The organism is Pedobacter hiemivivus, assembly GCF_004331685.1.
GTDB lineage: Bacteria > Bacteroidota > Bacteroidia > Sphingobacteriales > Sphingobacteriaceae > Pedobacter > Pedobacter hiemivivus.
Window position 1 is genome coordinate 12,547 of record NZ_SJSM01000020.1, and the last position, 23,653, is coordinate 36,199.

Annotated in this window: 24 protein-coding genes; 13 read left to right on the forward strand and 11 right to left on the reverse strand. The window is 37.4% G+C overall.

From position 1 onward, the window contains the following. Window positions 1-305: 305 nt before the first annotated feature. The 8 genes from yidC to trpS all read right to left on the reverse strand — a co-directional run bounded on the left by yidC (window position 306) and on the right by trpS (window position 10,766). Window positions 306-2,105 (reverse strand): membrane protein insertase YidC, encoded by a 1,800-nt coding sequence (yidC, locus tag EZ444_RS21505; protein ID WP_131611214.1) that lies wholly within the window; start codon window positions 2,103-2,105, stop codon window positions 306-308. A gap of 20 nt (window positions 2,106-2,125) precedes the next feature. Continuing rightward, entirely contained in the window at window positions 2,126-3,742 is a 1,617-nt protein-coding gene (locus EZ444_RS21510) for a CTP synthase (RefSeq protein ID WP_131611215.1), read from the reverse strand. A gap of 156 nt (window positions 3,743-3,898) precedes the next feature. Further along, complete coding sequence (locus tag EZ444_RS21515) at window positions 3,899-4,663, reverse strand: GLPGLI family protein (RefSeq protein ID WP_131611216.1); 765 nt, start codon at window positions 4,661-4,663, stop codon at window positions 3,899-3,901. Window positions 4,664-4,672: 9 nt separating this feature from the next. Continuing rightward, window positions 4,673-7,450: a TonB-dependent receptor gene (locus EZ444_RS21520; protein WP_131611217.1), complete on the reverse strand. Its 2,778-nt coding sequence runs from the start codon at window positions 7,448-7,450 to the stop codon at window positions 4,673-4,675. Window positions 7,451-7,813: 363 nt separating this feature from the next. Beyond that, the gene (locus EZ444_RS21525; RefSeq protein ID WP_225874807.1) at window positions 7,814-8,344 is read right to left on the reverse strand and encodes a hypothetical protein; all 531 of its coding nucleotides are present in this window, start codon (window positions 8,342-8,344) and stop codon (window positions 7,814-7,816) included. Window positions 8,345-8,377: 33 nt separating this feature from the next. Next, a complete protein-coding gene (gene kdsB, locus EZ444_RS21530; protein WP_131611218.1) occupies window positions 8,378-9,106 on the reverse strand; it encodes a 3-deoxy-manno-octulosonate cytidylyltransferase in 729 nt (242 codons plus the stop codon). Window position 9,107: 1 nt separating this feature from the next. Next, entirely contained in the window at window positions 9,108-9,722 is a 615-nt protein-coding gene (locus EZ444_RS21535) for a deoxynucleoside kinase (RefSeq protein ID WP_131611219.1), read from the reverse strand. A 45-nt stretch (window positions 9,723-9,767) separates the two neighbouring features. Further along, entirely contained in the window at window positions 9,768-10,766 is a 999-nt protein-coding gene (gene trpS / locus EZ444_RS21540; RefSeq protein ID WP_131611220.1) for a tryptophan--tRNA ligase, read from the reverse strand. Window positions 10,767-10,967: 201 nt separating this feature from the next. On the opposite strand from trpS, the gene EZ444_RS21545 reads away from it, so the two are divergent. From EZ444_RS21545 to EZ444_RS21570, 6 genes are all read left to right on the forward strand, one after another. Continuing rightward, on the forward strand, window positions 10,968-11,702 hold the full coding sequence (locus EZ444_RS21545) for a lysophospholipid acyltransferase family protein (RefSeq protein WP_131611221.1): 735 nt from the start codon (window positions 10,968-10,970) through the stop codon (window positions 11,700-11,702). Further along, window positions 11,699-11,989: an Asp-tRNA(Asn)/Glu-tRNA(Gln) amidotransferase subunit GatC gene (gene gatC, locus EZ444_RS21550; RefSeq protein ID WP_131611223.1), complete on the forward strand. Its 291-nt coding sequence runs from the start codon at window positions 11,699-11,701 to the stop codon at window positions 11,987-11,989. The genes EZ444_RS21545 and gatC overlap by 4 nt, the downstream gene beginning before the upstream one ends. A 53-nt stretch (window positions 11,990-12,042) precedes the next feature. Then, window positions 12,043-12,831: an ABC transporter ATP-binding protein gene (locus EZ444_RS21555; protein ID WP_131611225.1), complete on the forward strand. Its 789-nt coding sequence runs from the start codon at window positions 12,043-12,045 to the stop codon at window positions 12,829-12,831. A 2-nt stretch (window positions 12,832-12,833) separates the two neighbouring features. Next, entirely contained in the window at window positions 12,834-13,382 is a 549-nt protein-coding gene (locus EZ444_RS21560; protein ID WP_131611227.1) for a cob(I)yrinic acid a,c-diamide adenosyltransferase, read from the forward strand. 131 nt (window positions 13,383-13,513) lie between these two features. Then, window positions 13,514-13,735 (forward strand): DUF2795 domain-containing protein, encoded by a 222-nt coding sequence (locus tag EZ444_RS21565; protein WP_008240955.1) that lies wholly within the window; start codon window positions 13,514-13,516, stop codon window positions 13,733-13,735. Between the two features lie 94 nt (window positions 13,736-13,829). Then, complete coding sequence (locus EZ444_RS21570; protein WP_131611230.1) at window positions 13,830-13,991, forward strand: lmo0937 family membrane protein; 162 nt, start codon at window positions 13,830-13,832, stop codon at window positions 13,989-13,991. On the opposite strand, the gene EZ444_RS21575 is transcribed toward EZ444_RS21570, so the two are convergent. Continuing rightward, window positions 13,992-14,675 carry a 2-C-methyl-D-erythritol 4-phosphate cytidylyltransferase gene (locus EZ444_RS21575; RefSeq protein ID WP_131611232.1) on the reverse strand — a complete coding sequence of 228 codons (684 nt, stop codon included), beginning with the start codon at window positions 14,673-14,675 and terminating at the stop codon, window positions 13,992-13,994. 91 nt (window positions 14,676-14,766) lie between these two features. Continuing rightward, the gene (gene queA / locus EZ444_RS21580) at window positions 14,767-15,816 is read right to left on the reverse strand and encodes a tRNA preQ1(34) S-adenosylmethionine ribosyltransferase-isomerase QueA (RefSeq protein ID WP_131611234.1); all 1,050 of its coding nucleotides are present in this window, start codon (window positions 15,814-15,816) and stop codon (window positions 14,767-14,769) included. A gap of 231 nt (window positions 15,817-16,047) precedes the next feature. Between queA and EZ444_RS21585 the strand changes: the two genes are divergently transcribed. Then, window positions 16,048-17,289, forward strand: a complete 1,242-nt coding sequence (locus EZ444_RS21585; RefSeq protein ID WP_131611237.1) for an ABC transporter permease — start codon at window positions 16,048-16,050, stop codon at window positions 17,287-17,289. Window positions 17,290-17,523: 234 nt separating this feature from the next. Here EZ444_RS21585 and EZ444_RS21590 read toward each other — a convergent pair whose 3' ends face one another. Beyond that, window positions 17,524-18,717, reverse strand: coding sequence for a pyridoxal phosphate-dependent aminotransferase (locus EZ444_RS21590; protein ID WP_205945323.1), 1,194 nt, complete (start codon window positions 18,715-18,717; stop codon window positions 17,524-17,526). Window positions 18,718-18,852: 135 nt separating this feature from the next. Here EZ444_RS21590 and EZ444_RS21595 point away from each other — a divergent pair, with 135 nt between their 5' ends. The 6 genes from EZ444_RS21595 to EZ444_RS21620 all read left to right on the forward strand — a co-directional run bounded on the left by EZ444_RS21595 (window position 18,853) and on the right by EZ444_RS21620 (window position 23,595). Further along, window positions 18,853-19,830: a cation diffusion facilitator family transporter gene (locus EZ444_RS21595; protein ID WP_165503685.1), complete on the forward strand. Its 978-nt coding sequence runs from the start codon at window positions 18,853-18,855 to the stop codon at window positions 19,828-19,830. 2 nt (window positions 19,831-19,832) lie between these two features. After that, window positions 19,833-20,273 carry an NUDIX domain-containing protein gene (locus tag EZ444_RS21600; protein ID WP_131611241.1) on the forward strand — a complete coding sequence of 147 codons (441 nt, stop codon included), beginning with the start codon at window positions 19,833-19,835 and terminating at the stop codon, window positions 20,271-20,273. Continuing rightward, window positions 20,270-21,538, forward strand: a complete 1,269-nt coding sequence (gene bioA / locus EZ444_RS21605; RefSeq protein ID WP_131611243.1) for an adenosylmethionine--8-amino-7-oxononanoate transaminase — start codon at window positions 20,270-20,272, stop codon at window positions 21,536-21,538. Before EZ444_RS21600 ends, bioA begins: the two co-directional genes overlap by 4 nt. Window position 21,539: 1 nt before the next feature. Further along, window positions 21,540-22,148, forward strand: a complete 609-nt coding sequence (locus EZ444_RS21610) for a hypothetical protein (protein ID WP_131611245.1) — start codon at window positions 21,540-21,542, stop codon at window positions 22,146-22,148. A gap of 155 nt (window positions 22,149-22,303) precedes the next feature. Beyond that, entirely contained in the window at window positions 22,304-23,017 is a 714-nt protein-coding gene (locus tag EZ444_RS21615) for a cyclic nucleotide-binding domain-containing protein (protein WP_131611247.1), read from the forward strand. 68 nt (window positions 23,018-23,085) lie between these two features. Next, the gene (locus tag EZ444_RS21620; RefSeq protein WP_131611249.1) at window positions 23,086-23,595 is read left to right on the forward strand and encodes an Lrp/AsnC family transcriptional regulator; all 510 of its coding nucleotides are present in this window, start codon (window positions 23,086-23,088) and stop codon (window positions 23,593-23,595) included. Window positions 23,596-23,653 lie beyond the last annotated feature (58 nt).

A 23,653-nucleotide genomic window follows, 5' to 3' on the forward strand; every position in this document is an offset into this window, starting at 1 on the left:
CCTTTTGGCTTCAACCCTTAAATGTTATAATTTTTATACAGATATCCTCATTTGTACGCCAAATTTTACAATGAAGGGATGTGGTTGATTTGTTGGGTATTTGAGTCTTGACTCCATACGTTTCCTCTACAGGTTTGCAACGGGTTCTATAAGGGTTTAGCCGTAGGGAACCCGTAGAGAATCAGGTAGCAGATCAGCTGAAAACGAGTAGGGGAAATAGGGGGATATGGCAGATTTTTTGACAAAAAAATGCCCGGATCATAATTAATGATCCGGGCATTTTTGTAAGAAAATAAGGTGATTACTTATTTCTTTTTTTGCTGTGCAGCAGCTTGTTGCTGTTGACGCATGTAATCTTCTAATTTAGCACTAAATCCTGATTTCTTTTTCTTTTCCGCAGGTTTAGCTTTGTTCTCTTGTAATGTTCTGTGGATCTTTTCATCATCAACCATTGTCTTAATTAAGAACTGCTGCGCAAAAGTCAACATGTTCGCAAGGAAGTAGTAATAGTTTAATCCTGATGGATAGCTGTTCAGTACACCTAAGAAAATGATTGGCATGATGTAACCAATGTATTTCATTTGACCTGAAGCACCAGAAATCTGGTTGTTGAAATAAGTATAAATCAACGTAGAAATCGTCATCAATACGCACATTAAACTTAAGTGGTCACCAATAAAAGGAATAGTGAAGCCGAATTTAATGAAGTCGTCATAAGTTGATAAATCTTTCATCCACAAGAATGATTCGCCCCTTAATTCGAAAAGGTTAGGGAAAAAGAAGAAGAAAGCCATTACAAAAGGCAATTGTAGCAACATCGGCAAACAACCACCCAATGGATTTACACCCACTTGTTTGTAAAGTTTCAAATATTCTTGTTGTAATAAAGTAGGATTATCTTCACCAACCTTAGCTTTGATCACATCCATTTCTGGTTTCAAAATTCTCATTTTGGCCATTGAAAGGTAAGACTTGTAGGTTAAAGGTGACATCGCCACTTTTAGCAAAATAGTTAAAAGCAGAATAATCAGTCCGTAGTTCCAACCAAAGCTTTCTAAAAACTTAAATACAGGTAAAACAATGAATCTGTTGATGTATTTAAGCGGCCAATAGCCCATGTCTATTTGCTTTTCAAGCTCGTGACCTTGAGCTTTTAAAGTAGAGAACTTGTTGGTTCCGAAATAGAAATCCATGCTATAGCTTTGTGCAGCTAGTTGGTTAAAAGGCATGATCATGTTTGCGCCATACCATTTAATTTTACCAGGCTCAATGCTTACTTTAACTTCAAGATCTCCTTTTTCAAACGCATCTTTAGGGATTAAAGCAGCACTGAAGAACTGTTGTTTAAAGGAGAACCATTGAATTTTACCTTCCTTAAGGTCTTCTTTAACATCTTTGGCAACACCCAGGTGGTCAGGGTTTTTATCTACATACTTATAATATGGAGCCGAGTGTTCCTGCTCTTTCTTAGCTGATTTTTCTTGCTCAAGTAAGGTAGTTTCCCAGTTTAAAGCGATAGTGTTATTTTGAATAACCTGGTTTAAACCATTTAAATTAATGTTAAAACCTACTTGACTGCTGTTCGGCTTCAAGTTGTACACATATTCAATATATTTATCAGCCGAATAGTTAGCACGCATGTTGATGCTTCCTGCATTTTGTGTAGCTGTAAAATATAGGTCGTTTGTACTTACGATTTTACCACCGATGTTCAGGTTCAAGCCAAACTTGTTCTGATCACCATCAAATAAAATAACCGGTTTTCCATTATAGGTTTTCTCACCTTTAACTTGTACCGATAATATTTTACCACCCTTATTGCTGAAGGTTAATTTTAAATTTTCATTTTCAAGAACACTGGTTTGTACAGTTCCTGCGATGTTGCCACCGAAAGGTCCCGTTAACGCTGCAGAGTCTAACACAGGCAATGCTGCTATTGGAGCTACTGCGGTAGGAGCAGGTGCAACTCCAGCTTTTTCAAGTGAATCAGTCTTATGTTTTTCCTGAATTGATTTCATTTCGGCCTCGCTAGGCTTAAAGAAATAGAAGGAACCTGCTAAAACGATCATGATCAGGAATAATCCTGTAAACGTATTTCTATCCATTATTGTTAATTAAACGCGTATTATTTTGTTTTTTTCTTCGCAAACTCCATCGCAGCGGCGACAAATTTAACAAAAAGTGGGTGAGGATTAGCAACTGTTGATTTTAATTCAGGGTGAAACTGTCCACCAACAAAGAAAGGATGGTTTTTAAGCTCAACAATTTCAACCAGACTGCTTTCGGGGTTAATACCTGAAGCAATCATTCCAGCTTCTTCATACTGGCTCAGGTAAGCACTGTTAAATTCATAACGGTGTCTGTGACGCTCAGTAATGTGTTGTTTTCCGTAAGCTGCAAAGGCTTTTGTACCTTTTTTCAGATCACAAGGGTAAGAACCTAAACGCATAGTACCACCTTTAGCAGTTATGCTTTTTTGGTCTTCCATCATATTGATTACTGGGTGTACACTTTCTTCATCAATTTCAGTAGTATTTGCACCTTGCAGTCCTAACACATTACGACCAAATTCAATTACGGCACATTGCATACCCAGGCATATACCAAAGAATGGTACATTGTTTTCCCTTACGTATTTAATGGTGTCAATTTTTCCTTCAATACCACGACTTCCAAAACCTGGAGCAACCAAAATACCATCTAAATGGCTAAGTTTTTCCTTTGCATTGTCTGGATATATTCCTTCAGAGTGGATATACTCAACTTTTACTTTACATTCATTTCTTGAACCAGCGTGAATAAATGATTCAATAATTGATTTGTAAGCATCAGGTAATTCTACATATTTACCTACTAAACCAATTTTAACTTCAGATGTTGGGTTCTTTAAACGGCCAAGGAATTCTTTCCATTTTTCCATATCGGGCTCGTTTTTCTGCGGCAACTTAAGTTTGCTCAGTACCGTTTTATCCAATTGCTCCTTCATCATTAGCAAAGGAACATCGTAAATGGTAGAAGCATCAAGTGATTCGATTACTGCATTTACATTTACGTTGCAGAACAACGCAATTTTTTTACGGATATCTAAAGAAATAGAACGCTCTGAACGACAAACCAGGATATCTGGTTGAATACCATATTCTAGCAACGTTTTTACAGAGTGTTGAGTAGGTTTTGTTTTTAACTCACCAGCAGCAGCAAGATAAGGGATCAGGGTTAAGTGGATCACGATCGCATTATGTGCGCCTTCTTCCCACTTAAACTGGCGTACAGCCTCTATAAATGGTAAAGATTCGATGTCACCTACAGTTCCACCAAGCTCGGTGATTATGATGTCGTATTGTCCGGTTTCGCCCAACAAACGCATGTTTCTTTTAATCTCATCAGTAATGTGAGGAACTACCTGTACGGTTTTTCCTAGATACTCGCCCTGTCTTTCCTTGTTGATTACATTTTGGTAAATGCGACCAGTGGTTACGTTATTTGCCTGTGAAGTGGGAACGTTTAAGAAACGTTCATAGTGACCAAGATCAAGATCTGTTTCTGCACCATCTTCGGTAACATAGCATTCACCATGTTCGTAAGGATTTAATGTTCCCGGATCAATATTGATATAAGGGTCGAACTTTTGGATGGTAACACTATAGCCGCGTGCTTGTAGTAATTTGGCTAATGAAGCGGAGATGATGCCCTTACCTAATGAGGAAGTAACACCGCCCGTAACAAAAATATACTTAGTCATGTTTTTGATTTTCTGAAATAAAGCAGTAATTATATCACTGTTTTATTGTTTTTGTACGGGATACAAAGTTAGCAAATAAAACCAAAGCTGAGCCGCTCTTTTTGTAAAAAAACACATATATGTGAAAGAAGTGATAAAATCTTAGCTCCTAAAAAGTTACAGGGTGAAACCGTACAGCGTTTTCTTCGCTTGTTCTTCTTTTTCTTTTTTATGCTGATCGTAACGGGTAAATAATTCGATGAGTTTCTTTAAATCCTTATCAGTTTCTATTTTTTTTCCTTTAGTTGGGGGGACAATTTCAGCCTGCTGATTAGCAAACCCTTCCACCTTTGTTGCAAACCAGGTGGTGTTGTAGCGGGGGATAGCCAGACCCAATATGGTACCGGGTAAACCGCCAAATCCTTCGGGTCCTCCACGTAGTAAAATTTCGTCTGAATAAAAGGCAACTACATATACGGTATCGTAAATTACGCCTATGGCCTTTCTGCACTCGTATCCTGCAATATTTCTTACATCGTGCATAATCTTCCAATTTACCCGCGGAATGGTGTCAGTAAGCAGATAGGTGTCGTCCATTACCGTTCGTCTTAGTACCCTACGGTTTTTGCTGTAATCGGTATAGATTTCATTATTCTGTTGGTTCAAGGAAAAAGAAAAGAATCCCGCCTGGTTATTTTCAGCTTCCTTTTTGATGGGTTTGTAGACTGATTTTTCGAGATTGAAAAGAAATTCCCAATTGCTGCTGGAGTATTTTTGCATTTTCTCTTTGGCTTCTTCCGGGAGACCAGAGTTTTCTAGGCTTCTGATCAGGTTTATTTTTTTTTCGAATGTAATTTTACCATAGGGGATAAAGGCTTCCTGAGCTTTTAAACTTAGAAAACAATTACACACACAAAATAAAACAATAACCTTTTGCTTCATCAGATCAATTTATTTGGCTGCTGTATTCTTCATAAAATTACCACTTAAATTCCAGTTTATCCCAATTAATACATAACGCGGGATATAGCTAAATGTGTTTTCGCTTATCATGTTACCACCTACAAATCTATTGTATCCTATTTTTTGGTTTAGGATGTCGGTAACAGATAGCTTAATTTCAAGCGTTTCGCTTTTTAGTAGTTTTGTAGATATGTAACTATCCCAGATTGCGGTATTCACATCTTGTACAAACGAGGAATTGGCAGGACGGAAGGATAAAGAAAAAGAAGTGCGAAATTCGGATTTAAAGGGCAATTGAATGGTGCCTGAGATTTCATGATTGTGGGTAACACTTTTACCATCGTTAATTTCACCAATAGATGATTTACCAGTCATTAAAGTGGCTGATGGTACGTAATTGAATTCTATTTTAGGGGTATAATAATTAAAGGATGCCCTTAAGTTATATTGCATATTTGCCGCTTTATTTTGGGTAGCATTAATGATAGCTATAGTGTTCGATCTGCTGAAGCCCAGGTCAGCACCAAAACGCATATGCACCTTAGAAAAACCCTTAGAATAACTTAGGTTACCATTTATGGAATTATTGCCATCGGCATTGATAAAGCTAGATATTCTCTTGTTGAACTCATCTACCAATTCAGTGTTTACAATGGCATTACTGGTAAAGCTATAGTTGAAATTGGCAGAGATGTATTGATCTGATTTAAACTGGAAACTGTTATAGGAAATGCCGAAATTGTTACTGAAAGAAGGCCTTAATGCCGAATTTCCGATAACTTGAAACAATGGGGTATTGATTTGTCGGACTGGTTGTAGCTGCTCAATACTGGGTTGCTGCATATTTCCATTGTAATTGACAGACATGCCGGTACTGTTGCTGATCTTATAAAATAGGTTGGTTCTGGGTGATAGATTTAAGTAGTTTCTTCTGAAATCTGTGCTTTTATCCAGGTCCTTTAACTCAAAGTTACTTTGAGTAGCTTCGAGCCCAGTCGATACCGAAATTTTTTGGTTACTATATTGTAGGATTATTTTACCTACGTTGGAAAAATTGACAAACTTAAAGTTGTTACTTAAGGAGTCTATCTTTTTTGAATCATCTTTAATATTGTCGAAGACCATTCTATTACTACTTGAAGCTATAGTTTTGAAACTATACCCTGCTTCGAGTATCCATTTTTTAGAAATTGGATTAGTGTAATTGATCCTGGTACCTAATGAGTTTTGAGATCCTGAATTGCTTTTCCTAAGGTCGGTATTTTCAACTCTATCTAGAAAGCCATTGGTTTTAAAGTAATTGGTTCTGTTTAAACTGTACTCATTGCTGTTGCTACTTTGGCTTTCTGGCTGCAAATCTATGGATAGCGTACGTCCTTTTTTCTTGAACCTTCTGGACCAGTTAATGTTTCCATTATAGATTTCAGTTGTACCTATCCCAGCATTCTTTTGCTTATTCTCACTGATAGGGAATCCATTATCTCCACGCGTAGAGTTAGCACTCCTTGAATTGTGTTCGTTTCTACGTTTACTCAATCCAAAAGATACTTTTAAGACAGAAAGTGGGTCTATATTGTAGGAATAAGTTCCCTTTAAAGATTCGCCTCCTACTTCGGTATTGTTATCTGTACTTTCTGAACTGTAAAATTTTGGCTGATCTGGAAGTAATTCTTCTGTATTGGCAGTTGTATGGTTGACATTATTGTTATTAAAGATTTTAAAGTTGAGTTTTAAACCCATTTTATTGTCCTTAAATTTATCGGCATAATAAGCTCCTAAACTTAAATTATTAGGTAATCCTCCCGAAGATGTGGTGTAGTCATCATCTTCACTGTCGGATACATACATAATGGAGCTGCCATCATCCCCAACTTCGATCAGGTCGTATTCTTCGCCCTTCAGTTTTCGCAACGAGTTGTTTATCTTGGATTCATTATTTAAGCGGGAATAGGTGCCATAAACAGCCGCTTTGAGTTTATTTTGGAATACACCAACCATACCTCCGTAATCTCCCAGCTTATTAGTACTGGTATTCAGGTCAATTGTTGATAGGTACCCGTTTTTGGCATTTTCTTTTAATTTAATGTTGATGGTCTTATTCTTTATGCCGTCATCTATACCGGTGAGGTCGGCGTTTTTGCTTTTTCTGTCGTATACTTGAATTTCTTCAACTGCATTTGCCTTTAGATATTTTGTGGCCAGCAATGGGTCATCGCCAAAAAACTCATCCCCATCAACCAATACTGTTTTTACCTCTTTGCCTTGTGCCTTTATAGTCCCATTTTTATCTACCTCTATTCCTGGTAATCTTTTTAATAGCTCCTGTACATTGGCATTGGTACGTACGGCAAAACTATCTGCTTGGAAGACAAGCGTGTCGCCTTTCATCCTTGCAGCACTTTTTGTGGCTTGTATCACTACTTCGTGTAATATCTTGGATTTCAGTTCCATGCCGATGATACCTAAATTTAGATTTGAAGTGTCGGACACCCTTAGGTTCCGAATATAATCGGCCATTTTTGGGTAGGTAATTAGAATTTTATAGTCGCCTTTTTTTAAATTTCCGAACTCAAAATATCCTAGCTGATTAGCTCTGGTTGTTTTTACCAGCATAGAATCTGCGGCGCCGATAAGTAGGATGGCGCTATGCTCCAGCTTTCTATTTTCGATAGGATCTATGATTATACCTTTTATTTTTGCCTTTTGCGCTAAGGCGGTAATAATTGGAAATAGAAATAGAATACTAATGGAAATCTTTTTGAGCATAAATTACTTTGTAGCGAAGAGGCACAGTTCTTAAATCTAAGAACTATTTTTTTTATCGCATTAACTATTCGAAATAATATTCTTTTTATGAGTTGAAAATAGATTGAAAAGGCGTTAAATGAAAAAAGCCCGAAAATTTCCGGGCTCTTTTGTAAAAGTATATTTGGTTAGAATATGCTGATTGTTGAAAAGCAAACTACTTATTTGCTCTTTGATTATATAAACATAATATAAAATTTATAAGTATCATAATATTATTTTTATTTTTTTCTCGTTGAGGTATACAAAGTATGGCCATTTTACGTTAGCACATGCTTCTGGCCTTCAATTGAAGCGTTTTTTGGCAATAAAATTAAAATGAAATTATTTACAACAATTGTAATACGGCTTAACTTTTTTTTCTTTTTCAGACCAGGCAATATATACACTTGTCTCTTTTCCAGTACGGTATTTGAAACCGTTTAATGTAGACTGTTTTAGTTCGTTGTAAAAAGTTTTATCAGGAGTATACTGATCTGGGCTCTCACTTTCTGTAACTGCGGGTTCTAGAAAGTTCTCGTCATCTAGAAATAGCTTATATTCATTCATAATAAAGGCCTTCTGACTGCGCTCTTTTTTCAAATCGACGCTGGATTTGTAATTGTCTATCAAATCCACGGCTTTAAAATCTTTGTTGTAGATGAGTTTCCCGTCGTGGGCGGTTATGCTAAACCGAATGGTCATGTCTTTCAAATCATTTCCGTTAAGCGCAACTTTAAAAGTGTCTATCTTAACGGAATCGCTAAATGGTTTTAATACAATATGATTTTCAGCGCTGCCCTTAGTTTCGTGGCCCGAAGTACAAGCACTTAAAATGCCGAATACCAGTAAAATTGGGATAAGATAATTTTTCATAACTATAACCAATATAAGTAATAATTGAATTGCTTACCTAATGATCTTATTCAAATCTTCGGGCGTATCTATGGCAATGGTTTCAATGGCTGTGATGCGGGTTTGAATAGTATAGCCATTTTCTACCCAACGCAATTGCTCCAGACTTTCGGCTACTTCGAGCGAAGAAGGCAGAAGCTTGGTGATTTCGTGTAGGGTAGTGGTGGTATATCCATAAATGCCAATGTGCTTATAAAACTGGTGTGCATTTAGCCATTGGTCTTTTTCTGCACTTCTGATGTAGGGTATGGTATGCCTGCTAAAATAAACAGCTTCTTGTCTGCTGTTGATCACCACTTTTGGAATGTTGTTGTTAAACAGTTCTTCTTCGGTGTGGATTTTTTTAATTAGGGTCGCCAGTTGTACATCTTCCTCCTCAAAACAAGAAACAAGTAGGTCGATTTGCTTTGGGTTGATGAATGGTTCATCGCCCTGTATATTAATTACTGTATCGAAATCTGGGAAATGTTGTGATACTTCAGCACAACGGTCTGTACCACTTTGGTGTGTACTTCCGGTCATTACAAATTCTCCACCAAAGTTTTTTACTGCTTCAGCAATGCGTTCATCATCTGTAGCTACAACCACTTTGTTTAAGCTCGTAGCTTTTAAGGCTTGTTCATAAACCCGTTGGATCATGCTTTTACCCTGAATATCAATTAAAGGCTTGCCCGGAAAACGGGTAGAGGCATAACGAGCAGGAATAATGCCTAATACTTTCATCTTAAAATAATCCGTTAATCTCCGCGTCTATAGATTGAATAATGGTGCCCAGATCTTCTGGGTTATTGCTGAAATCCAATTTATCTTTGTCCAATATTAGTAATTTACCAAGACTATAGCCTTTAATCCAGGCTTCATATTTCTCATTAAGCTTAGATAAATAATCAATACGGATACTGGTTTCGTATTCGCGGCCACGGCGTTGAATATTGTTTACCAAAGTAGGTACTGAAGCACGTAGGTATACCAGTAAGTCTGGTGGTTTAATGAAAGAAGTAACGTTCTCAAATATAGCTTTATAGTTTTGATGATCTCTGGTGGTCATTAATCCCATTTCATGCAGATTATCGGCAAATATGTAGGCATCCTCATAGATCGTTCTATCCTGAATTACATTCCTATTAAAATTCTGGATGTCTACAATTTGCTGAAAACGGCTATTAAGGAAATAGATTTGCAGGTTAAAGCTCCAACGCTTCATGTCACTATAGAAATCTTCCAGGTAAGGATTATTATCTACAGCTTCATACAAGGCTTCCCAGCCATAATTTTTCGCGAGTAGACCTGTTAAAGTCGTTTTACCGGCGCCAATATTTCCAACTATCGCTATGTGCATATCTTATTTTTGAAGAGGAGTAAGGTACTTATTTTACACTAAATGTTAAAATGATTTGAATCCAATAATCTCTCTAACTTCTTTGATGGTTTTTTGTGCACTTTCTCTTGCTTTTAAGGCACCGTGTTTGGCTACCTGACGCAAATATGAAGTGTCCTTAGACATTTCTTCAATCTTTTCGCGGATAGGCGTATTGAATACAATCATATCTTCAGCAAGTTGTTTCTTGAAGTCACCATAGCGAATTCCCATTTTATTGTATAGTCCGTCAAAATGTTCAATGGTGTCAGGGGTAGAAACAATTTTCATCAAATCAAATAAGTTCTGAATCGCTTCTGGCTTTGGCTGGTTTTCTTCTGTAGGACCACTGTCGGTTACCGCACGAGATACTTTTTTACGGATAATTTCAGGGCTGTCTGATAAGTATATACAGTTACCCTCTCCGCTTGATTTGCTCATTTTACCATTTCCATCTAAACCCGGGATCTTAACGAGATTTTGTGAGTAGTTAAATGCAAATGCCTCAGGGAAGCATTCTGTATTATACAGCCTGTTAAAACGGTTTCCGAAGGTTCTTGTAAATTCAAGATGCTGTTCCTGATCTTTACCTACAGGTACTTTTGTAGCTTTATGGATAAGAATGTCTGCTGCCATTAATGTAGGGTATGTTAATAGTCCTGCATTAACATTGTCGGGCTGAGTTCTAACTTTATCTTTAAAAGATGTGCTTCTTTCCAATTCGCCCATGTATGCATTCATATTCAGGTATAAATACAATTCTGCAACTTCTGGAACATCAGATTGAATGTAAATTGTTGTTTCTTCAGGATCTATTCCACAAGCAAGATATTCTACCAGAACATGTTTTACATAACCATGTAGATCTTGTGGAGTAGGATGAGTAGTTAATGAATGTAGATCGGCAATGAAAAAATAGCAATTATAATCATATTGCATTTTTACAAAGTTGGTTACTGCACCAAAATAATTTCCTAAATGTAATTTTCCTGTTGGACGAATACCACTAACTACCGTTTCTCTCATTTGATTATTAATTGTTAATTTGATGAAAAATCCTTGCTTTAGATTTTGAGCCTAAGCTGAAGGTAAGATTCAAGAGGCCGAAATTAATAAAAAACCCTAATTCAGCCCGCTTATAATTTCATTTTTTATCTACATGCTAAATGTTTACACGTTAATGGCAGTTTTTGAGCATATGGGCTATTTTTAGTAATTTTGAATTCAATGATCAGCAACCTCAAACAAATACATCGGGTCTATTCTGTATTTATAATTGCTATATTTTCGATATTTTTTTATCCGTTTTATTATCTGGCCGCTCAAAATCCGAAAACTTACGGCCTGTTAAATGGCTTGCGTAAGTTAAAAAGTAGACTCTGCGCATTCTTTATTGGCTTTGTTCCTCGCTTTACTTTCGAGGAGCCATTACGGTCAGGTCAAAATTATATCTACTGCTGTAATCATACTTCTAATCATGATATCATGATCCTTTGCATATTAGCACAAGGTAGATTTCATTTTATGGGAAAGGCGGAGTTATTAAAGAACCCCTTGTTGAGGATTTTTTTTAAAACTATCGATATTCCGGTAGATAGAGATAGTAAAATGTCGGCCTTTAGGGCGTTTAAACGGGCAGGGACTAACCTTGAAAACGGAATGAGCCTGATTATTTTTCCGGAAGGGAAGATTGCGGATGAACACTATCCACCAAAATTGATGCCTTTTAAAAATGGACCATTTAGATTGGCGATAGAGAAGGGGGTGCCCATCGTTGCGGTAAGCTTAACGAATGTATGGAAAACGATGTGGGATGATGGGGTAAAGTACGGTTCTGCACCGGGAATTGGTGATATTTATGTCCATAAGCCGGTTTTGACGACCAATTTGACAATAAATGACTCAGATGAGTTAAAAGACCGTATTTTTGACTTGATAAATAGTAAACTTGTTGATAAATGATTATAGATAAGCAAACCATACATAAAGTAGCAGATTTAGCAAGGATCGCGGTTAAAGAGGAAGAAATTGATGCCTTAATACCGGATATGAACAAGATTCTTACTTTTATGGAGAAGTTAAATGAGCTGGATACTAAAGGCGTGGAACCTTTGGTGTACATGAATACGGAAGAGAATGTTTGGCGTGAAGATGAAGTAAAACAGGAGATCAGTGTAGCAGACGGTTTAAAAAACTCAGCGCTACATAATGAAGCATTTTTTCTCGTTCCAAAGATCATAGAAAAATAAGGACTGCTGTAACATTAGCATGTTCGGTGCCGTCTAACCTCAAAAGAAAAGCAATGGAGAAAGCCTCTAGCACGTCGACAGCGTCAGATAAAGCATTAATACACATTAAAAATATTGCTCGTAAATATGTCATTGGTTCTGAGGTGATTCATGCCTTGAAATCAGTTACACTCGATATCCATAAGGGAGAATTTGTAGCATTGATGGGGCCTTCTGGTTCTGGGAAATCTACCCTGATGAATATTTTAGGTTGTTTAGATACGCCAAGTAAAGGCGATTACATTTTAAATGGGACTAACGTGAGTCACATGTCGGATAACGAACTTGCGGAAGTTAGGAACAGTGAGATTGGTTTTGTTTTTCAGACTTTTAACTTGTTGCCACGTTCTACCTCTCTGGATAATGTGGCTTTGCCTTTAATTTATGCAGGGGCTAATAAAAAAGAACGCGAGGAACGTGCGCATAAGGCGCTAGAGAACGTTGGTTTAGGAAATAGGGTAACTCATAAGCCCAATGAGCTTTCAGGCGGACAGCGACAGCGTGTGGCTGTTGCAAGGGCATTGATTAATAATCCATCTATCATATTGGCCGATGAGCCTACCGGAAACCTGGATACGAAGACTTCTATAGAGATCATGGCGCTGCTGGAAGAGATCCATAGTAAAGGGAATACGATTATTCTGGTTACACATGAGGAGGATATCGCTCAACATGCACATCGTATTGTTCGTATGCGTGATGGCTTGATTGAAAAAGACTATCTAAATACAGACATTAAAACGGTGTCGCCAAGATTGACACATCTGAAAGAGAAGGGTGCCGATTTTGAAACCATAAATTAAATATGAAGATATACACCAAAACCGGTGATAAGGGCTTGACTTCTTTAATAGGAGGCACCCGTGTACCTAAGTTTCATTTGAGAATCGAATGTTATGGTACAGTGGATGAACTGAATTCTTACATCGGACTGATCATGTGTCAGGATATTGATGCACATCATCAAAAAATGTTAAAGGAAATACAGGACCGTCTTTTTACTGTTGGAGCCGCTTTGGCTGCAGATCCTGAAAAATCAAGGATGAAGATCCCTGACCTCTATGATAGTGATATCAGTTTATTGGAGAAGGAAATGGATGATATGAATGAAGTGCTGCCGGAATTGAAACATTTTGTGTTACCTGGTGGAAATACAGTTGTATCTTATTGTCATGTAGCAAGATGTATCTGCCGTCGCGCAGAGCGTTTAACCGTTCATTTAGCTTCGGAAAGCTTTGTTGACGAAAAAATGACGATTTATTTGAATCGTTTAAGCGATTATTTGTTTGTTTTGGCACGAAAGCTGAATTCAGATGCTAAAACAGAAGAAAACATCTGGATTCCGCGATTGTAATTAATGAAATTTCAAGACCATTGTACTGAAAAACGATGGGATTGAAAATAGTGGAAAAAAAATTTGTTTTGCTCAGGTTTTTTAATATACTTTTGCGAAATAAATTTGAATAACTTAATAGTATAAGAAATATGTATTGGACATTAGAACTCGCATCGCATTTGGAAGACGCTCCATGGCCTGCAACAAAAGATGAATTGATTGATTACGGTATCAGATCAGGTGCCCCAGTAGAGGTGATTGAAAATTTACAAGCTTTGGAAGATGATGGTGAGCCTTATGAAACCATAGAGGAAATTTGGCCAGATTATCCTACAAAAGATGATTTCTTCTTTAACGAGGACGAGTATTAACCTGTAACGAAATAGTAGAGGCTCCCGACAAGGGAGCCTTTTTTATTTTAAACAATTTGCAGATTTAAGTGTTCCCTTATTAAAAATAAATATTATGGGAAATTTACTTTATCTTATAGCAGTAGTGCTGGTTATATTATGGATTATTGGATTCGTTTTTCACGGGTTTGGACCTAATGTGGGTGGTTTGATTCACATTTTGTTGGTTATTGCTGTAGTTGCTATTCTACTGAAAGTAATAAATAGGGCCGCATAACTAAGGTGTTCTCTTGATCATCCTTTTTAAAATGGAGGCAATCTCCAGATCCTCAGGGTGGGTGATTTTGATGTTTTCTCTTTCACCCGCTATCAGGTTAATTTTAAATCCAGCATATTCCGCTACAGAAGCATCATCAGTGAACTCGTTTCTAAAAGGAGCCTGATATGCTTTTCTGAGTAGGTCTATCTCAAACGTTTGTGGCGTTTGTATTAGCACCAGCTCATCTCTGCTGAGCGCTTCGCTTTTGCCATTTTCCAATACTCTTCTAACAGAATCAGTAGGCGTAATGCCAATAATGCAATTGCCTGTTTCTTCAGTAACCTGGTAGGATTTGGTAATTAGCTGAACTGAAATTAATGGTCTTACTGCATCGTGAACAGCAACAATGCCTTTTCCTTTAATGGCTTTTAAGCCATTTTTTACGGAGTGATATCGCTGTGCTCCACCATTAACAACCTGATGGGGGATCGTAAAATTATACTTCAAGCAAAGTTCTTCCCAATATTTGTGCTGGTCTATATTGAGCACCAGTAAGATGTGAGGATTTAATGCACATGAATGAAATGCTGTTATTGTATGCATAAGCACAGGTTGCTTATCTAATAACAAAAACTGTTTCGGGACAGCGCTTTGCATTCTGTTGCCTGATCCGCCAGCTACTATTATTGCATAATATTTCATGTTGTATTGCATTTAAATAAAAATAGGAGATTTAAAACTTACGTTTTCAAATCTCCTATGTCTATATTCTTTAAATTGAATAGATTAATCTTTAGATGATTAACATCGCATCGCCATAGCTATAGAAACGGTACTTTTCTTTTAAAGCTACTTCATAAGCGTGTCTAACGTAATCATAACCACCAAAAGCACTTACCATCATCAATAAAGTAGATTCTGGAGTGTGGAAGTTGGTGATCATTGAATTTGCAATACTGAATTCATAAGGAGGGAAGATGAACTTACTAGTCCAGTCGTTCGCAGCCTTAAGTGTTCTTCCTGAAGAAACAGCTGATTCTATAGCACGCATTGAGGTTGTACCAACAGCACATACTCTTTTCTTGCGTTCTAATGCCTGGTTTACAATATCTGCATCTTTCTGCTCAATGATGAATTGCTCCGAGTCCATTTTATGTTTGGTCAGATCTTCTACTTCAACTGATCTGAATGTACCTAATCCAACGTGTAAGGTAACTTCTGCAAAGTTGATACCTTTCAGTTCCAAACGTTTCATTAGTTCTCTGCTAAAGTGCAAACCAGCAGTAGGAGCTGCAACAGCGCCTTCATGTTTAGCGAAAATAGTTTGGTAACGTTCTTTATCCTGAGCAGTAGCTTTACGTTTGATGTATTTAGGTAATGGTGTTTCACCTAAGATTTCGATGTTTTTTCTGAACTCTTCGTCAGTACCATCAAATAAGAAACGGATGGTACGGCCGCGAGAAGTTGTGTTGTCAACTACCTCAGCAACTAATAGATCATCATCACCGAAATATAATTTATTTCCAACACGGATTTTACGTGCAGGGTCAACTAAAACATCCCATAAACGAAGCTCTTTGTTCAGTTCTCTTAACAGAAAAACCTCAATTGTTGCACCGGTTTTCTCTTTGTTTCCGTATAAACGGGCAGGAAAAACTTTAGTATTGTTCAGAATCATAACATCCTGATCATCGAAATAATCTAAAACATCTTTAAATATTTTATGTTCAATTTTACCGCTATCCCTATGTAAAACCATTAAACGGGCTTCATCTCTATGTTCAGAAGGGTTGTTGGCAACCAATGATTCGGGTAAATTAAACTTAAATTGAGATAACTTCATAGTGTTTTAATGTGATATTTAAGGGCGCAAATTTACAAAATAATATCCTGATTAATGTATAATTCTTTTTGATGGAGCCTGTTAATGCCAATATTTTATTGTTTTCTATTGATTTGTTATTAAAAAGGTATTTTGGTGACGAAATCTGAATTTATTTTGTTCGCTTTATATTTTTTATTTTTGGAGGAATTACTGTAACCTTTTTGGGTAGTTTTGATCTAAACTACAATTATGATTATTTTCAGACTAATAGGAGAAAGTTTTAGGTTCGCAGCTGATGCATTGCGCCAAAACAAACTGAGGACCATGCTTTCCTTGCTGGGAATTACCATTGGTATTTTCGCCATCATCTTCGTTTTTACTGCAACCGATACTTTTAGAAGTAAACTCCAGGAGAGCATTGACAAATTAGGTTCTAAAACTATTTTTGTGCAAAAATGGCCTTGGGGTGGTTTTGGAGATTACCCCTGGTGGAAGTATGTAAATAGACCTGAGCCTTCTTTGAGGGATTATACCGCGCTAAAAGATAGACTGGAGCATGCAGAAGGCGTTTCTTATGAGATTTATGCGGATAGTAGAACCGTGAAGTATCGGAGTAATTCAGTTGAAGGTGCCGGGTTAAAGGCCGCTTCACAGGATTTTAACAAAACATGGACCATCGACTTTCAGGAAGGTCGGTATTTTACCGAAAATGAGGGGAAATCAGGTTCGCCTGTGATCATCCTGGGTGCCGATATTGCCGATGGTTTATTTAACGGTGAAACTGCTGTAGGTAAGAAAATATTGGTAATGGGACGCCGACTGACTGTAGTTGGGGTATTTAAAAAAGAGGGGGAAGATATGTTAGGTATGTCGCAGGATAAGAACATCTTGATTCCTTTGAATTTTGCCAAAGGATTGTTTGACGTGCAAAGTGGAAGATATGATCCTACGATTACGGTAAGAGGAAAGGAACATATTGCTGTCGAGGAGATTGAGAGTGAAATAAAGGGCGCCATGCGAGCGATACATAAAATAAGACCTGGAGCTGAGGATGATTTTGCCTTGAATAAGAGCACCATTGCATCTAATCAGCTAGATCAGATGTTTGGTATCGTAAATATTGCAGGTTGGGTAATTGGTGGCTTCTCCATTCTTGTAGGGGGCTTTGGAATTGCCAATATTATGTTTGTGTCTGTAAAAGAACGTACCAATATTATTGGTATTCAGAAATCGTTGGGAGCTAAGAATTATTTCATATTGCTACAGTTTTTGTTTGAGGCTGTTGCACTTTGTTTGCTGGGTGGTGGACTGGGGATCTTATTGGTGTATATCGTCACGTTAATCACCGGAGCTATGGGATTTACAATGATCCTGTTCTTGAATAATATTTTGTTAGGAGTAGGGGTGTCGTTTGCGATTGGAACGATATCGGGGTTCTGGCCGGCTTATTCGGCATCTCGGTTGGATCCTGTCGAAGCGATCCGCTCGTAATATGGCTGTTCTTCTCTTAAAAAATGAGCATTACAATTCAAAGGCTGGAACCTTTGGCGCTGAAGAAGCGCAAAAATTCCTAGGCCTTTTCTTCGAACGCTCATTTTTTAAACATGGCACTTCAGCATAAACTCGCTATTCTCATTGTTGGGTATATAAAAAAAGTAGGGAGCATAAAAAAAGCAGATCATAAATCATGATCTGCTTTTTTACTAGTAACAGTGTTATGTGTGCTTAGCTTAATTTAGCTAAGGCATCTTTAATTTGGCTAACAGCTTTTCTTAATTGCTCTTCTGAAGCAGCGTAAGAGATACGGATACAGTCTTCGTTTCCGAAAGCCTCACCAGTAACGGTAGATACGTGTGCCTCATTTAAAAGGTATAGAGAAAGATCTTCTGCAGTTTTGATTACATTTTCGCCATTCTTTTTACCGAAATAAGATTTTACTTCAGGGAAGAAATAAAAGGCTCCATCTGGAAGGTTTACTTTGATCCCAGGGATTTCTTTTAATAATGCGTAAACGATATCTCTACGTTTTCTGAACTCATCAACCATTAAGTGTACGGATTCTAAACCACCCATATATGCACCTAAAGCTGCACGTTGTGCAATTGAAGAGGTTCCAGAGGTGATTTGTCCTTGTAGTTTATCGCAGGCATTAGCAATCTCTTTGTTTGCAGCCATATAACCAACTCTCCAGCCAGTCATTGCATAAGATTTAGAGAAACCATTGATTAAGATTACTCTGTCTTTTATAGAATCAAATTCTGCGATTGAAGCATGTTTTCCAACAAAGTTGATGTGCTCATAAATCTCATCAGAGATGATATAGATGTTTGGATGTTTTTCAAATACCGCAACCAAATCAGCAAGTTCGGCTTTACTGTAAACCGATCCCGTAGGGTTACATGGCGAAGAGAACATGAACAATTTGGTTTTAGGCGTAATTGCAGCTTCTAACTGTGCACCAGTTATTTTAAAGTTATTCTGAGCAGATGCATTGATAAAAACAGTTTCACCTTCACCAAGTTTAATCATTTCTGAATAAGATACCCAGTAAGGAGTAGGTACGATAACTTCATCCCCTGGATCAACCAGACACATTACTGCATTGGCTAGAGATTGTTTAGCGCCAGTAGAAAGTACAATTTGGTCGAACGTATAAGTTAAGCCATTTTCCTTTAAAAGCTTGTCAACAACAGCCTTACGTAATTCAGGGTAACCTGAAACCGGGGTATAGTAAGAGTAATTTTCGTCAATAGCCTTCTTGGCAGCCGCCTTCACATCATCAGGTGTAAAAAAGTCAGGCTCACCAAAGCTTAAATTGATAATGTCTATCCCTTTTGCAGATAGTTCTCTTCCTAACTTCGCCATTTTAATGGTTTGTGACTCAGATAGGTTGTTGATTCTTTTTGATAAAAATGTCATAATGATTAATGCGCAAGCAAATATTATTTTGTGAAGTAGCAAATATAGAAACCTAACGGTATTATAAACTAAAAAAAATACTTTTTATCATAATTTCATGGGTAAACTGTATTTTTGGCTGCTAAACTCAGCAATTTGCAACCTCAAAAGAAAGCCATATTAATCGCATTATGTGTAAGCGTAGTGTTAATGCTGGCTAAATTTGCCGCCTATTTTATCACACATTCAAATGCTATACTTACGGATGCTGCAGAAAGTATTGTAAATGTATTGGCCAGTAGCTTTGCATTTTATAGTATTTACCTCGCTACTTTGCCAAAGGATGAGAATCACCCTTATGGGCATGGTAAAGTGGAGTTCTTTTCTGCGTTTATCGAAGGTGTCCTAATTGCCATTGCAGGGGTTATTATTATTTTGAAGTCAGGGTACGATCTGATTTATCCTAGGCCAATTGTACAGCTTTTTGAAGGAGCAAGCATTATTGGAGTCACGGGGGTAGTTAATCTTATTGTAGGATATTACTTAATTAATACAGGAAAGAACCATAAATCAATTACACTTGAGGCGGATGGGAGGCACCTGTTAACTGATGCGATTACCAGTGGGGGATTGGTTGTAGGGATTATTTTGATTAAGCTAACGGAGATTTTTTGGTTGGATAGTGTGATTTCAATTCTTTTGGGCTTGTATATATTATTTAGCGGTTATAAGTTAACCAGACGCTCAGTAGGTGGCTTAATGGACGAAAGTAATGTTGATCTGGTAGAGAATATTATAGATATACTTCAAAAAAACAGGAAAGATCCTTGGATAGATGTACATAATTTAAGGGCGCAGCAATACGGTGCCGATCTACACATCGATTGTCACATTACCTTGCCATATTATTTCGATTTGAATAGGGTCCATCAGGAAATATCTGAAATAGATAAAACAATAAACGGTAATGCGGATCGTAAGACGGAGCTTTTTATTCATACTGATCCATGTTTGCCGGCTTGCTGTAATTACTGTCACATGAAAGAATGCCCGGTTAGGCAGGAGGATTTCAGAGCTGAAATTAAGTGGACTATAGAAAATGCAACGAAGAATTTAAAACATTTTGACCAATAATAATGAGCTATTTTAACGTTAGAGTATACGGATTATTGATCAACACCAACAGCGAGGTATTGATTAGTGATGAGCAGTCTGGAGGACGTATTTTTAGTAAATTTCCCGGTGGTGGTCTTGAGCTTGGCGAGGGCCTCGCTGATGCACTTAAAAGGGAGTTTATGGAAGAATGTAATGCCGAAATAGAGGTGTTGGGTCATCTTTATACGACTGATTTTTATGAGCAGTCTTCATTTAACGACAGTCAGATTTTGAGCATTTATTATATGGTTAAGGCAGTGCATCCATTGGAACTTAGTTTTAAAACTGAGGCGTTTGACTTTGATGAGGGTTCTTTGCAGTCGTTTAGATGGATTGCGTTGGATAAACTAAAGGAAGATGATGTGACCTTTAAAACTGATAAAACGGCAGTTGATCTATTACTGAAACAATACGATTTATGAGTTTAGCAGCACGTGATGCGCAAGTAATTTGGCATCCATATACGCAAATGAAGAATCCTTTGCCTCACATTCCTATTGTGCGGGGAGAAGGTGTGTATTTATTTGATGAAACGGGCAGGAAGTATATTGATGCTGTTTCTAGCTGGTGGGTAAATATCCATGGGCATGCGCATCCTTATATTGCCGCTAAGGTTGCCGAACAGTTAAATACGCTTGAACATGTGATATTTGCAGGTTTTACACACGAACCTGCAGTGCAGCTTGCCGAACGTTTATTGCCCCTGTTACCGGGAAAGCAATCGAAAGTGTTTTACAGCGACAATGGCTCTACCGCGGTAGAGGTTGCGCTTAAGATGTGTTTACAGTATTGGGTAAATACGGGCAAACAGGCTCGGAAAAAGATCATTGCATTTAAAGAAGCCTATCATGGTGATACTTTTGGTGCCATGTCTGTTAGTGGACGCAGCATATTTACAGATCCATTTAATCAGCTATTGTTTGATGTAGAGTTTATAGAACTGCCCAATGCTCAAAACATAGAGCAGCTAAAATCGAGGATCAACTACCTTTCTAATGAGGTTGCTTGTTTTATCTTCGAGCCAATGGTTCTTGGTGCAAGTGGAATGCTGATGTATGAAGCTAAATATCTTGATGAGCTTTTGGAAAGCTGCCAGAAACATGGGATTTTAACCATTGCCGATGAGGTAATGACCGGTTTTGGTCGTACGGGTAAATATTTTTCCTGTGAAGCATTGACCAGGAAGCCTGATATATTTTGTCTTTCTAAAGGACTAACGGGGGGAACGATGCCGCTTGGGATTACCACCTGTAATGCAACTGTATTTGATGCTTTTTTAAGTAATGATAAACTTAAAACTTTATACCATGGGCATTCATTTACGGCAAATCCTGTTGCCTGCGCTGCTTCATTGGCTAGTCTTGATATTTTATTGAACCCTGAAACTCTGCAAAATATTCAACGAGTGGAAGCGCAACATAGGGGATTTGCAGAAAGGATTAAGGGAAACGCTAAGTTGAAAGACATTAGGCAAGCCGGAACTATATTAGTTATGGAGTGGGAAACTGGTAATGACACCTCTTATTTGAGCGGATTAAGGGATGAATTGTACCTATTCTTTTTAGAACGTGGGATCGTATTACGGCCATTGGGCAATGTGTTATATATTTTGCCACCTTATGTAATCAGTAATGAAGATCTGGCGTATATTTACCAAACTATTTTACAGGCACTAAAAGATATATAATATGCAGATCCAGGCAATTTTGGAGAATATAGTTAATGACAACGTGCTGCACGCTAAATGGCTAAATACGTTGTCGTACATGGAGAATGCCGGTGCAAAAAAGATTTCAGCATCAGAGCATAAGGAACAGGTAAATTTGATTATCCTTAAACATGCGGCAGAAGAACATCGTCATGCATATTACTTGAAGAAGCAATTGGATAAGTTGGATGGGAATTTGTGTAAAACATATACCAATGAGGAGCTTTTAAGCCCCAATCATACTAAGTTTTATTTAAATGCATTGGATGTTGCTGTGTGTAGGTATTTAAAGCAGCATTTTAATTTGACTGGCTATGAGTTGAAATTTGCAGCTTATTTGTTTGTTACTTATGCAATCGAAGTGCGAGCGGATGAATTGTATCCTATTTATCAGGATGTTTTAACCAGAGCGGGGAGTAAGGTGAATGTGAAATCTATCATTTTGGAGGAAGAAGGACATTTGGAAGAGATGTTGAATCAACTTAAAACCTTCTCGCCGGATTGGGAAAAACATGCAGAATTGGTTATAAAAATAGAACAAGATATGTTTGCAGACTGGATACGAAATCTGGGTAAGCTGGTTGCTTAAACTATAAATTAATTTTACCTAACCCGCCTTATAATTTATTTATAAGGCGGGTTTTGTTTTTTTAATAGTTTGTCCCATTATCGTTACAAAATAAATTTTCTTTCTAATGTGGACCATTCGTCGAACTATGTGTAATTTATTAAGAAAATTAACACATGAAAGAAAGTAAGTGTATGAAAGAGCCTAAAGATTATTCATTTTGTAAAATGTCGGTAAGAAAATCAATTGAAGATGAGTTCAGTAGCAGGGGCTTAAGTATTTCGCATAGGTCAGAAGGAGAGTTGATAATCATCAATGATTTTTTTAACTACCTACGCAGTTTTCTGGATCTCTCAGATGCGTTTTATAGTATGGTATTGCCGATGCTCGAGGTTGAGACTTTGAAAAAAATGACAATGGTGGATGCCGAAGGCAGCATATGTGCTGAGGGTTTTTGGTTGCAGTCGGGCTATGGACGTTATTATACCAATAAGGTAGACAAAGAAGGTTTACCATATGAGGAAACTGCGGATTTTTGTAAACCGGGTAAAGTAGAGATGATTCCTGTAAACAGTGATCTTAATTTGCAACTGGCTCGTGGTGCAATAATTATCCTCTTACCAAAAGAATATTTTGAGTGTTTGAAGTTGAATGCTCCTGAAGTGGAAGAGTTAGGGAAGAAAATTTTTGACTTGGAGAAACAGGGTTTTTTAGAGAAAATGAAAATAGGGAAGATGAAACCAAGAGAAAGATACCAGGAATTCCTAAGTTTTTTTGGGGTTGAGATTGAACAATACTTTGCAGTAAAGCACATAGCCAGCTTTTTAGCAATGCAACCTTCATTTCTGAGCAGATTGCGTGGAGAGAATTTTAAAAGGCAAACTAAATAAAAAAGTATCTACAGACAGTTTTTTTAATTGTTGACTTGATCTAATTTGCGCTCAACTAAAAAAAATGTATGCCTTTCAACTTAGACGAACTAGATCTCAAATTATTATTTCATTTACAGGAAAATGCAAGGATTAGTGCCAAGGATATTTCGAGGAAGATTCATTTATCTCCTAACTCAGTAAGCTCAAGAATAAAGCGGTTAGAACAACGAGGGTATATTAAACAATATGTGACGGTTTTGAATAACAGCATGCTAAATAGAAAGCTGATGGCCTTTACCGGAGTGCGTTTAATTCACAATAGCAGTTCAAATCTGGAATCTTTTATGGAGTTTGTAAAGTATGTTCCTGAGGTTACCAATTGCTATCATGTAAATGGAATGTTCGACTTTTTTTTGCATATGGTTGCCACCGATATGCAGGATTATCGCAATTGCTTGGTCAATACATTCGCTAACATTGAAAATGTGAGTGAACTCAGAACATTTTTTGTACTCAATGAAATGGGAGGAGGCCAAGCGATTGATTTAACACATTTGTGTAGCAAGTTCAATCGAAATCAAAAGCAGATGAAATAGTGTTGATTGGATATCTATGCTAAGATTGTTGATTAACTAGCCAATTGAATGTCTGAAA

What these genes read in the sequence shown, in the direction of transcription:
- yidC (WP_131611214.1), bottom strand. Translation starts at nt 2,105, where the DNA reads ATGGATAGAAATACGTTTACAGGATTATTCCTGATCATGATCGTTTTA.
- EZ444_RS21510 (WP_131611215.1), bottom strand. Translation starts at nt 3,742, where the DNA reads ATGACTAAGTATATTTTTGTTACGGGCGGTGTTACTTCCTCATTAGGT.
- EZ444_RS21515 (WP_131611216.1), bottom strand. Translation starts at nt 4,663, where the DNA reads ATGAAGCAAAAGGTTATTGTTTTATTTTGTGTGTGTAATTGTTTTCTA.
- EZ444_RS21520 (WP_131611217.1), bottom strand. Translation starts at nt 7,450, where the DNA reads ATGCTCAAAAAGATTTCCATTAGTATTCTATTTCTATTTCCAATTATT.
- EZ444_RS21525 (WP_225874807.1), bottom strand. Translation starts at nt 8,344, where the DNA reads ATGAAAAATTATCTTATCCCAATTTTACTGGTATTCGGCATTTTAAGT.
- kdsB (WP_131611218.1), bottom strand. Translation starts at nt 9,106, where the DNA reads ATGAAAGTATTAGGCATTATTCCTGCTCGTTATGCCTCTACCCGTTTT.
- EZ444_RS21535 (WP_131611219.1), bottom strand. Translation starts at nt 9,722, where the DNA reads ATGCACATAGCGATAGTTGGAAATATTGGCGCCGGTAAAACGACTTTA.
- trpS (WP_131611220.1), bottom strand. Translation starts at nt 10,766, where the DNA reads ATGAGAGAAACGGTAGTTAGTGGTATTCGTCCAACAGGAAAATTACAT.
- EZ444_RS21545 (WP_131611221.1), top strand. Translation starts at nt 10,968, where the DNA reads ATGATCAGCAACCTCAAACAAATACATCGGGTCTATTCTGTATTTATA.
- gatC (WP_131611223.1), top strand. Translation starts at nt 11,699, where the DNA reads ATGATTATAGATAAGCAAACCATACATAAAGTAGCAGATTTAGCAAGG.
- EZ444_RS21555 (WP_131611225.1), top strand. Translation starts at nt 12,043, where the DNA reads ATGGAGAAAGCCTCTAGCACGTCGACAGCGTCAGATAAAGCATTAATA.
- EZ444_RS21560 (WP_131611227.1), top strand. Translation starts at nt 12,834, where the DNA reads ATGAAGATATACACCAAAACCGGTGATAAGGGCTTGACTTCTTTAATA.
- EZ444_RS21565 (WP_008240955.1), top strand. Translation starts at nt 13,514, where the DNA reads ATGTATTGGACATTAGAACTCGCATCGCATTTGGAAGACGCTCCATGG.
- EZ444_RS21570 (WP_131611230.1), top strand. Translation starts at nt 13,830, where the DNA reads ATGGGAAATTTACTTTATCTTATAGCAGTAGTGCTGGTTATATTATGG.
- EZ444_RS21575 (WP_131611232.1), bottom strand. Translation starts at nt 14,675, where the DNA reads ATGAAATATTATGCAATAATAGTAGCTGGCGGATCAGGCAACAGAATG.
- queA (WP_131611234.1), bottom strand. Translation starts at nt 15,816, where the DNA reads ATGAAGTTATCTCAATTTAAGTTTAATTTACCCGAATCATTGGTTGCC.
- EZ444_RS21585 (WP_131611237.1), top strand. Translation starts at nt 16,048, where the DNA reads ATGATTATTTTCAGACTAATAGGAGAAAGTTTTAGGTTCGCAGCTGAT.
- EZ444_RS21590 (WP_205945323.1), bottom strand. Translation starts at nt 18,717, where the DNA reads ATGACATTTTTATCAAAAAGAATCAACAACCTATCTGAGTCACAAACC.
- EZ444_RS21600 (WP_131611241.1), top strand. Translation starts at nt 19,833, where the DNA reads ATGAGCTATTTTAACGTTAGAGTATACGGATTATTGATCAACACCAAC.
- bioA (WP_131611243.1), top strand. Translation starts at nt 20,270, where the DNA reads ATGAGTTTAGCAGCACGTGATGCGCAAGTAATTTGGCATCCATATACG.
- EZ444_RS21610 (WP_131611245.1), top strand. Translation starts at nt 21,540, where the DNA reads ATGCAGATCCAGGCAATTTTGGAGAATATAGTTAATGACAACGTGCTG.
- EZ444_RS21615 (WP_131611247.1), top strand. Translation starts at nt 22,304, where the DNA reads ATGAAAGAAAGTAAGTGTATGAAAGAGCCTAAAGATTATTCATTTTGT.
- EZ444_RS21620 (WP_131611249.1), top strand. Translation starts at nt 23,086, where the DNA reads ATGCCTTTCAACTTAGACGAACTAGATCTCAAATTATTATTTCATTTA.